Raw genomic sequence first — 10,749 nt, 5'->3', positions numbered from 1 at the left:
ACAGTGGGTCTACAGTGGGTCTACAGTGGGTCTATAATGAATAAAAGACAGTGTGAGTTACACGGGCAGATAGAGAAAAGACGAACAAAACCTCCCCCTTACACATACCCAGCTTTCGCTGGCTTCCTCCAAAGGGGGAACTAAAGCGACGTAAAGACAAACAAAGAACGAACAAAAGAAGGTGCGAGTGATACGGGCAGATAATGGAACAATGAAGGAAAATAGGTTTTGCGAAGTAATATAAGTGTTGGAATATAGGGAGTGGTTTGTAAATGACTAATATATAATGTGTAACAGAAAAGAGAGAGACTTTATTGCAATAGGAAAATGATGGATTTATTCTTGGAAATAAATTATAGTACCAAGCTATGTGCTTTGCTTTATACATATTAATATAACCCTTCTATTTTATTATTATACTCTTTATTTATTATTCTAAATAAATTAATAGGCTATTATTAATTAAAAGTTTTATTATTGTAGTTTTTATGCTATGTAGAATTTGTAAAATAAAATATTTTAAATTATTCTTTATGATAGATTTTTGAATGAAATAGAAAATAAAAAGATTGTTTATAGTTGTTTTTTCGAAATAATACGAAAATGTAATACTTTTTGTTTAATTCAAATATATTTGTAAATCAGTTTGTTATATCTAAAATCAACATTTCATAAAATTTATATATAAAAAAACTTTATTAAATATTTGGTCATATCATTTTTTATTTGTTATTTTGCCCCGTCAATTAAAGAAGAATAAAAACTAAATCACAATTAAAACTAAGATACTATTTTAATAATGGATTTTAAACAATTAGAAAAACAATATCGCGATGAATTGTTACAAAACGTGATTCCGTTTTGGCTAGAGAAATCGCAAGACAAAGAATATGGTGGTTATTTTACTTGTCTTGACCGCCACGGAAATGTATTTGATACCGATAAGTTTATTTGGCTACAAGGGCGTGAAGTATGGCTCTTTGCGATGCTTTATAACCGTGTAGAAAAACGGCAAGAATGGTTGGACTGTGCTATGCAGGGGGCAGAGTTCCTCAAGAAATACGGACACGACGGAAACCTAAACTGGTATTTTTCATTAGACCAACAAGGTAACCCTCTTGTGGAACCTTATAATATTTTCTCTTATACCTTTGCTACGATGGCTTTTGGTCAGTTGAGCATTGCCACAGGCAATCAAGAATATGCCGATATAGCCAAACGCACTTTTGATATTATCCTTTCCAAACAAGATAATCCTAAGGGAAAATGGAACAAAGCCTACCCAGGCACTCGTTCGCTTAAAAACTTTGCCTTGCCTATGATTCTCTGTAATTTAGCATTGGAGATAGAACCCTTATTGGACGAAGCTTTCATCGAGAAAACGATGGACACTTGTATTCACGAAGTAATGGACGTATTTTTACGCCCTGAACTGGGTGGCATCGTAGTAGAAAATGTAAATGCAGACGGTTCACTATCTGATACTTTTGAAGGTCGTCAGCTTACCCCCGGTCACGCCATTGAGGCAATGTGGTTTATAATGGACTTAGGCAAACGTCTCAATCGTCCTGAGCTCATCGAAAAGGCGGTGCAAACTACTCTAAAAATGATTGACTACGGTTGGGATAAACAGTATGGCGGTATCTACTACTTTATGGATAGAAAAGGCTGTCCGCCCCAACAATTAGAATGGGATCAGAAACTGTGGTGGGTACATATAGAAACGCTTATTTCGCTGATAAAAGGATATCAACTCACTGGTAATAAAGAGTGCTTGCAGTGGTTTGAGAAAGTGCATCATTACACTTGGGAACATTTTAAAGACCCTAAACATCGCGAATGGTGGGGGAACCTCAACCGCCAAGGCGAAGTGCTCTTAGACCTCAAAGGCGGTAAATGGAAGGGCTGTTTCCACGTACCACGTGGCTTATATCAAGTGTGGAAAACAATTGCAATGATTAATGGTTAATTGTTAATGGTTAATGATAAAAGACAAATAATGAACAGAAAAACTTTGACAAAGTCTAAGCTACTTTGCCAAAGTTTCCTGCCCGTGCGGCTCGCACTTTTGGCAAAGTCTGCACTATTCGTTTTATCTCTAATAATATTGACGGCTTGTACAGAAACCCAAAAAGAACAACCTATGAAAATTAATATTACAACACTTACCACCCAAGGCTTGGAAGGCGATTTGCAGAAAGGCGTTTCGGCTTCTTATGCTGCCCTGCTCAACGGTGAATTATTGGTAGCAGGAGGGTGTAACTTCCCTGATAAACTTGGGTTTGAAGGCGGAAAGAAAGTGTTTTACGATGAAATACTTCACTTCAATAAAACGCAAAACCAATGGCAAACAGTGGGCAAACTTCCTGAAGCAGCGGCTTATGGGGTATCGGTAGCTATTCCTGCTGGCTATCTGTGGATAGGAGGACAGACGGCTACACACTCTTTAGCCAATTGCTATAAGGTGCAGTACTCAAAAGAAAAAGGCATTACGCTTACTTCTTTCCCTTCTTTGCCTGAACCACTCGACAACTTTGCAGGTGCGAGCATAGGTAGCAAAGTTTTTGTGGCAGGAGGTAGTGCTTCGGGAAAACCCTCTAACAAAGTGTATTATATCGATACTGCTACTGATAAAGAGTGGCATCGCTTGCCTGATTTCCCCGAAGAGCCCAGTGTACAACCTGTATTAGTAGCGATGGAACAAGAGGGTGATACACACTTATTCTTGTTAGGAGGCTTTTTCGGGGGGGATGCTACCCACGTGCCTACCCTCTCTACTGCTGTGTGGAGGTATAGTGTGCAACAGCAGCAATGGCAAAAAGTAGCTACACAAGAAAGTCCTGATAAAGTGCCATTTTCGCTCACAGGAGCTACAGCTTTGGCTATTGATAACCGCTATATTGCTTGTTTTGGAGGTGTAAATGCAACACTTTTCTTAAAAACCATCACCGACCTCTATAATATAGGTCGAGATACTACCCTCACTGATGAGACACGCAAGCAGAAAAACTACGACTATATGTCGCATTATATGACACAGCCTATTGAGTACTATGGTTTCAATAAAGAGTGTTATCTGTTCGATACTCACACACAACAGTGGTCGGTACTCGATACACAAACTGATTTCGCTCGAGCAGGAGCTACCTTAGTAGGCTCTCCAGAAGAGTTCTACCTCGTGCAAGGAGAACTAAAACCGGGTGTACGTAGTAATAAAACTTTTAAAGTTGTGGTAAAATAGTATATACTTACTTAAGGGAGAGGCTACGTCTCAGAAATCAATCAGAAAAAACAAAATCAAACAAACTTTTGTTAATCTGTTAGATTTCTTGACCGTAGGGAGGCTCTTTAACAAACCAATAAAACAATTGATACTATGAAAAACAGTAAAATATACCCTTGGATAGTAGTGGCATTGCTATGGGTGGTGGCACTATTGAATTATTTAGATCGACAAATGCTCTCCACGATGCAGGAGTCGATGAAAATGGACATCAAAGAGCTCGCTGTGGGAGAAAACTTTGGTAGGCTGATGGGAGTGTTCCTTCTTATCTACGGATTGATGAGCCCTGTGGCTGGTATTATTGCCGACCGCGTGAACCGCAAGTGGATGATTGTAGGAAGCCTGTTTGTATGGTCGGCAGTAACTTATGGTATGGGTTATGCGACAACCTTTAATCAGGTGTATTGGCTGCGCGCCTTAATGGGACTCAGTGAAGCGCTTTACTTAGCTACTGCTCTTTCTATGATAGCCGATTACCATACTTCAAAAACACGTTCTTTGGCTATAGGTATTCATATGTCGGGACTTTATGCAGGGCAAGCCTTAGGAGGCTTTGGAGCTACTATTGCCTCTAACTATACTTGGCATACTGTGTTTCACTGGTTTGGTATGGTAGGGATAGTGTATGCTTTCTTCTTGGTATTTACTCTCTTTGATATAGAGCGTAAACCACAAGCAACTACACAAACAACGTCAGCACCGAGAAACTCATTGTTGTCGTCGTTTGCCCTTGTGTTTGGCACTTTCTCTTTCTGGATACTCTTGTTCTACTTTATGGCATCGAGCTTTCCAGGCTGGGGAACTAAGAACTGGTTGCCTACGCTCTTTGCAACCAACTTAAATGTACCGATGGCTACCGCAGGACCTATAGCAACAATTTCTATCGCTATATCTTCTTTCTTAGGCGTGCTCATAGGAGGTACATTGTCCGACCGCTGGGTACAGACAAATATCAAAGCGCGCATCTATACTAGTACTATTGGTTTAGGGCTTACCATTCCTGCCTTGATACTCATAGGTTTTGGAGAGTCGTATGTAGCAATGATAGGGGCAACCTTGCTTTTTGGTATTGGTTACGGAATGTTCGATACTAACAATATGCCTATCTTATGCCAAATTATTCCACAACAGCAACGCGCTACGGCTTATGGCATTATGAATATGGGAGGCGTATTTTCGGGCTATGCTGTTACCTTAATGCTTGGTACTTCTACCGATGCGGGCAACTTAGGAGCTGATTTTAGCAAACTCTCGGTGATTATCTTAATAGCCATTGTACTGATGTTGCTATTCTTAAAACCTAAGAGAGAATTGTGTGGAGAATAATAATTTCCAACCCCTCCCAAGGAGGAGCTAATTGAAATAGAATTATTAATAAACACTCTCCTTATTATTGCTTTTGAGGTTCCCCTTCCCCTTCCTTTTAGGGAGGGGAAGAAAGGAGAGGGAGAGGAATAAATAACTAAATAAAATGACATTTGAAAAAATTAATGGGCTGATAGTAGCGCCCTTTACACCTTTTGACAAGAAAGGAGAAGTAAATTTAGACTCTATTGATAAATATGCAAAACTCTTGCAAAAAAATGGATTGATAGGCGTATTTATCAATGGTTCGTCAGGTGAAGGCTATATGATGACGGTTGAAGAACGTATGAAGATAGCTGAAAAATGGGTATCAGTAGCTCCCAAAGGCTTCAAAGTGATTGTACACTGTGGGGCTACCTGCATCAAAGATAGCCATAGAATGGCACAGCACGCCCAAGAAATTGGAGCTTTCGGTATAGGGGCAATGGCTTCACCTTTCCCCAAAGCGGGTAGGGTAGAGGAGCTGGTGAAATACTGCGAAGAAATAGCTTGTGGAGCACCTAATCTGCCTTTCTATTTTTACCATATCCCTGTGCTCAATGGGGTGTACCTTCCTATGTTGCCGTTCCTTAAAGCCGCTGACGGACGTATTCCTAACTTAGCGGGTATCAAATACACCTACGAACCACTTTATGAGTACAACCAATGTATGTTGTACAACAAAGGCAAATACGATATGCTCTACGGCTTAGACGAGACTATCCTCAATGCTCTTGTAATGGGGGGTGCTCGTGGTGGTATTAGCGGTACTGGTAGCTATATAGGCAAGGTATTGGTAGGTATCATAGATGAATACCACAAGGGCAATATTGCCAAAGCTGCTGAGTTGCAAAACTACGCCCAAGACGTGATAAATGTAATTGCTAAATATCGAGGCAACATAGTGTGCGGCAAGCGTATAATGAAGTTGCTCGGTTTAGACTTAGGTATCAATCGTACGCCTTTCCAAAACATTACTGATGAAGAGGAAGCAGTCATTAAGAAAGAATTGGAAAGCATTGATTTCTTTAACAAATGTAACCAAATGTAGTATATATAAAATGTAATTAACCTACCACCCCATTGTATTTATAAAATCAATCAGTAAAAATTTAAAGTAATGAAGCAAAAGTATTTATTTAATGTATTCTTCTTGTTGTTTTTTACCACAATAGGTTGGGCGCAAGAGATAATAGTGAAAGGGACGGTTTCTTCTGATGAAATGCCGTTGCCAGGCGCTGCTGTAGTTGTGAAAGGTACCACACACGGTGCCCAGACCGACTTTGAAGGGAACTATACCCTCACTGCAAAGGAGGGTGATATTCTTGTATTTAGCTTTGTAGGGTATACTACCCAAGAGAGAAGAGTAACAGGTAATCGCCCTATTAATGTGTCGTTAAAGGAAGAAGCGAATGTATTGGAAGAAGTAGTGCTTACTGCTTATGGAGGTACACAAAAGAAAGCAAAAGTAACGAGTTCTATTGCTTCAGTGAAAACAGAAGTATTATCAACCGGTTCTTTTTCTAACCCTGCTCAAGCTCTTTCAGGAGCAGTGGCCGGACTTAGGGTAGCACAGACTTCAGGAAGTCCAGGAGCTGCTCCTACCTTAGTACTTCGTGGAGGTACTAATCTTGATGGTTCAGGCTCACCCCTTGTTATCATAGATGGACAAATCAGAGGGGGATTGAATGACATCAACCCCGATGATATTGAATCAATGGATATATTAAAAGATGCTGGTGCTACTGCTATTTATGGAGCAAGAGCCAGTAATGGGGTAGTATTGGTAACTACTAAAAGAGGTAGAGCAGGTGTTTCGTCACTGAATGTAAAATTGAAGCACGGATTTGCTTATATGAATAACCAAGTAGAGTTTCTCAATGCACGTGATTATCTTTATTGGCAACGTACGGCGGTACGTAATAGTGCCCGTGTATGGCAAAATGCTTCAGGTGATTGGAAAGGATTTACTAACGAAGCGAGTTTAAGTGGTGCACAACCTTACGGTACAGGTAATAAACACTTCAAAAGTATGACCGATGATACGGTATTAAATCCTAATGAAAGTGCTAATTCATATTGGTCTACTATGTTCTCAGAAAGCCTTTCACCTTCTCAAAAACAAAAACTTCTTTCAGAAGGATGGCAAACGATGACTGACCCTATTACAGGTAAAGAGCTTATTTTCTATGATTTTGATTTCAAAAAGGCAGCTTTCCGTCCTTTTGCTCTTACTAGAGACTATTCGTTATCAATGACAGGAGGTAATGACAAAGGAAAATATTATGCTGGTTTGGGCTATTATAACCAAGAAGGTTTGCCTATCAAGAGTTGGTATAAGCGACTCACTGGTACTTTGAACGCTGAGTATAAGTTAAAACCTTGGCTTACTTCCACCAGCAACTTCTCAATAGCCTATGCTACTTGGTATAAAAATGTGAATACTTCTGCAGATGATGCTTATTTTGGACGTATGCTTTCAGCTCCCCCTACTCAAAAAGAAAAAGTAAATGGGCAGATAGTAATGGGACGTGAAGGAGGTGACGGTAACCCACGTTTTTATGAAAATATATTTCTCCGTGATAATAATACCAATAAAATTAATTTTGGACAAAGTCTTAGAGCTGATTTGTACAAAGGACTTTCATTAACAGTGAGTGGACAAGTGATGTTTGATGAAGAATATTATGAAAGTTTTAATAAAGACCACCAAACCTCACCAGGTAAAGCAGCTAACAACTGGAGTAGAACTAGAAGTACTTCAGCCAGCTTTGGAAGAACTATACGCCAAACTTATAATAGTATCCTAAACTACAAGTTTGACATAAAATCTCATCACTTTGATGCTATGGCAGGTTATGAGTACTACGACAGCTATACACGCGGGCTTAGTGCTTCAGGCTCAGAAGCACCTACTGATGAATTCCAAGACTTAGGTTTGACTTCTAATAAAGAAGGTAAACGTGGGATAGATTCATATCATTATGGCAATAGAATCAAATCATATTTTGGACGTTTAAACTATGATTATGCTGATAAATATTTGTTTTCATTTACTATTCGCCGTGATGGATATTCTCGATTGATTAATAATCGTTGGGGTAACTTCCCAGCAGCTTCTCTGGGTTGGATTATCACCCGTGAAGAGTTTATCCCTGACAATATAAAACGAGTACTTTCGTTTGCAAAACTCAGAACCAGTTTTGGTTTGAATGGTAATGTGCCGGATAAATTTATAGGTGATTATACCTTACAAGGTTCTTATGGCACTAATAAGTACAATGGGGCAGTAGGCTATGCCATAGGTACTTTTCCTAATAAAGGACTTCGTTGGGAGAAAACTCGTACCTTTGAAGTTGGATTAGATTTAGGTTTTATCCAAAACCGTATCAATGCTAATTTTACATTGTATGACCGTTTGACAAGTGATAAGATACAGTCAATGACACTTCCACACTCATCAGGTGCTTCTGCTATCAATACTAACAATGGGTCTTTCAGAAACAGAGGAGTAGAGATAGAAACCAACTTCCGGATTATTGATAAGAATGATTTGCATTGGAGTTTAGCAGTAAATGCTGCTTATAACAAAAATACAGTAGTAAAACTACCTCATAACGGTTACCCTAATAATAGACAAAATGCTATTGAGGCATATAACCCTACCACAGGTAAAAAAGAATGGGTAGGAGGTTATCAAGAAGGGCAAGAGCCTGGTGATATGTATGCTCACGAAGCGTTAGGCATATACCAAAATGAAGAACAAGTAAGACGCTTGGCTAATAATTTAGTTGATGAAACCGGGCCTAAAAAACTATACGGGCCTGCCGCTTGGGCAAGACTAAGCGATGCTGAAAAAGAAAAAGGACTTCCTATCCAGCCTGGAGATGTAATTTGGAGAGATGTGAATGGAGATGGTAAAATTGATAATTATGACTTAGTGAAAGCTGGTAATATCTATCCTAAATGGACTGGAGGTATCAATACTACCTTAAGTTATAAAAATATCCGACTCTCTGCCCGTATGGACTATGCGCTTAATTTCAAACAGCGTATCTCAGTAGGTAACTCATTACCTTGGTACTTAGGTAATATGCAAGGTACTTTTAACACTGTTAAACAGGTAAATGATACTTGGACACCCGATAATCCTACTGCTAAATATCCTAAATATTATTGGGCTGACCAGCTTGGTAAACGTAATTACTACCGCAGTTCAACAATGTTTATTTATGAAGGAAGTTACTTAGCCTTCCGTGAGATAGCTCTTAGTTATAATTTCCAAAAAGATATAGTGAGTAAAATGGGACTTGATAATTTAGAATTATCTTTGATAGGTCAAAACTTAGGTTACCTCACCAAAGCTGAAACCTATTCTCCTGAGGCTTTAGGACAATCAAACTCAGGCTATCCATTACCAAGGACTATTATCTTAGGATTGAATCTAACCTTTTAAAAAATACAACATATGAAAGTTTTAAAATATATAACAATTATCGCAGGGCTATTGCTTACAGTCTCTTGTAATGATTTAGACCTTGTTCCAAAGGACTATAATGGTAGTGGTAACTTCTGGAAAAATGAAGCCCAAGTAGTAGGGGCTATCGAGGGAGTGCACAACCAATTTAGAAGCAATGATTTTAACTATTGGATAATGGGTGAAGCACGTGGAGGTACTATGGTGCCCAGTGGTACCTCATCATTAGAACAGAATATATACTATATTGATATAAAACAGCAGAACTTTTCTGCTCAAAATCCTAATAACAGTTCTTGGTTTGACTTTTATGGAAAGATTTTTAATATTAACAATGCTATTAAGAATATTCAAGAAGCCAATTATTTAAGTGAAACCAATAAGAATTATTATTTAGGACAAATGTACGGAATGCGTGCGTGGTACTATTTCTGGCTTTACAGAACCTATGGGGGTGTACCCATTAAAACTGGAACTGAAATATTAGACAAAACACCTAGTAGTGGTAAAGAATTATTTACGCCTCGTAGTACTCCAAAAGCTACTTTAGATTTCATAAAGACCGATATTAATAACTCTGAAAAATATTTTACAGATTCTAACAGAGTGAATAATTTTGATAGAATACATTGGTCATATTATGCTACCTTGATGCTCAAAGCTGAGATTTATCTTTGGTCAGCCAAAGTCACTACTGGTGACCAAGTTCCTTCTGCATCTGATTTAGACACTGCAAAAGAAGCATTAGACAAGGTAGCTAGTTCAGGTAAATTTAGTCTTTTGCCTAACTATGCCGATGTATTTGCTTACAATAAAAAGCAAAATAATGAGATTATATTTGCAATGGCTTTTTTAGAAAATGAAGCAAGCACTCCGTTCAACTCATTTATGTATTACCCACCCAATTTTATCAATAAATACGATGAAACTGGGAAAGCTTTTCCTAATAACGACCCCTTGAAGATTCAGTCAGGGTTCTTATTCAATGAGTATAAATTTGAATTGTTTCAGGCTTTTGATGCTACTGATACCCGTAGAGCTACTACATTCCTATCATTCTACTCTAATGCAGCTAAAACACAAGGGAGAGGGATAGCTCTCATCAAATATATAGGCTTTATAAACTCAGCGAACACTCGTGTTTTCTCTGATGATATACCTGTATACCGCTATGCCGATGTACTGTTGATGTATGCTGAGATAGCTAATAAGCAAGGCTCTGACCCCTCTACTTATATCAACCAAATTAGACAGAGGGCTTATGGTTCAAATTATACTTCAGCTAATGCGTATACACATACTAACTTTGCTGATGGTGAGTTAGCTATCTTGAAAGAACGTGATAAAGAGTTTGTAGCCGAATCTAAACGCTGGTTTGATGTTCGCCGTCTACAAGATGCCTCTGGTAAACCTCTTGTATTTTCAAAAGAGGCAAGTTATGGTACAGTGGCAGGCAATGTAGAGCCTATACTGAACCAAAATACAGAAGCACATAAGCTACTTTGGCCTATCAATTCTGATATTATCAGCAGAGATACACTCGTTACTCAAACACCTGGTTACAAATAAAGATAAAGATTTTTAGCTTTATTGAAGATGAAAACGGAGTTCCTTGTAAGAGGGGCTCTGTTTTCTGTTTTACATA

General features: G+C 38.6%; 6 protein-coding genes. All 6 read left to right on the top strand.

Going from position 1 to position 10,749, the window contains the following annotated elements:
• Positions 1–799: 799 nt before the first annotated feature.
• The 6 genes from HMPREF9072_RS07580 to HMPREF9072_RS07555 all read left to right on the top strand — a co-directional run bounded on the left by HMPREF9072_RS07580 (position 800) and on the right by HMPREF9072_RS07555 (position 10,673).
• On the top strand, positions 800–1,969 hold the full coding sequence (locus tag HMPREF9072_RS07580) for an AGE family epimerase/isomerase (protein ID WP_009411134.1): 1,170 nt from the start codon (positions 800–802) through the stop codon (positions 1,967–1,969).
• Positions 1,970–1,975: 6 nt separating this feature from the next.
• On the top strand, positions 1,976–3,241 hold the full coding sequence (locus tag HMPREF9072_RS07575; protein ID WP_009411133.1) for a cyclically-permuted mutarotase family protein: 1,266 nt from the start codon (positions 1,976–1,978) through the stop codon (positions 3,239–3,241).
• A 135-nt stretch (positions 3,242–3,376) separates the two neighbouring features.
• Positions 3,377–4,609, top strand: a complete 1,233-nt coding sequence (locus tag HMPREF9072_RS07570; RefSeq protein WP_009411132.1) for an MFS transporter — start codon at positions 3,377–3,379, stop codon at positions 4,607–4,609.
• Between the two features lie 145 nt (positions 4,610–4,754).
• Positions 4,755–5,678 (top strand): dihydrodipicolinate synthase family protein, encoded by a 924-nt coding sequence (locus HMPREF9072_RS07565; protein WP_009411131.1) that lies wholly within the window; start codon positions 4,755–4,757, stop codon positions 5,676–5,678.
• Positions 5,679–5,747: 69 nt separating this feature from the next.
• Positions 5,748–9,083, top strand: a complete 3,336-nt coding sequence (locus HMPREF9072_RS07560; RefSeq protein WP_009411130.1) for a TonB-dependent receptor — start codon at positions 5,748–5,750, stop codon at positions 9,081–9,083.
• Positions 9,084–9,095: 12 nt separating this feature from the next.
• Positions 9,096–10,673 carry a RagB/SusD family nutrient uptake outer membrane protein gene (locus HMPREF9072_RS07555; protein ID WP_009411129.1) on the top strand — a complete coding sequence of 526 codons (1,578 nt, stop codon included), beginning with the start codon at positions 9,096–9,098 and terminating at the stop codon, positions 10,671–10,673.
• Positions 10,674–10,749 lie beyond the last annotated feature (76 nt).

It is taken from the genome of Capnocytophaga sp. oral taxon 324 str. F0483 (assembly GCF_000318315.2).
Classification (GTDB): Bacteria; Bacteroidota; Bacteroidia; order Flavobacteriales; family Flavobacteriaceae; genus Capnocytophaga; species Capnocytophaga ochracea.
The sequence above is the reverse complement of the archived record's forward strand: the minus strand, read 5'-3'. Positions and strand labels throughout refer to the sequence as shown.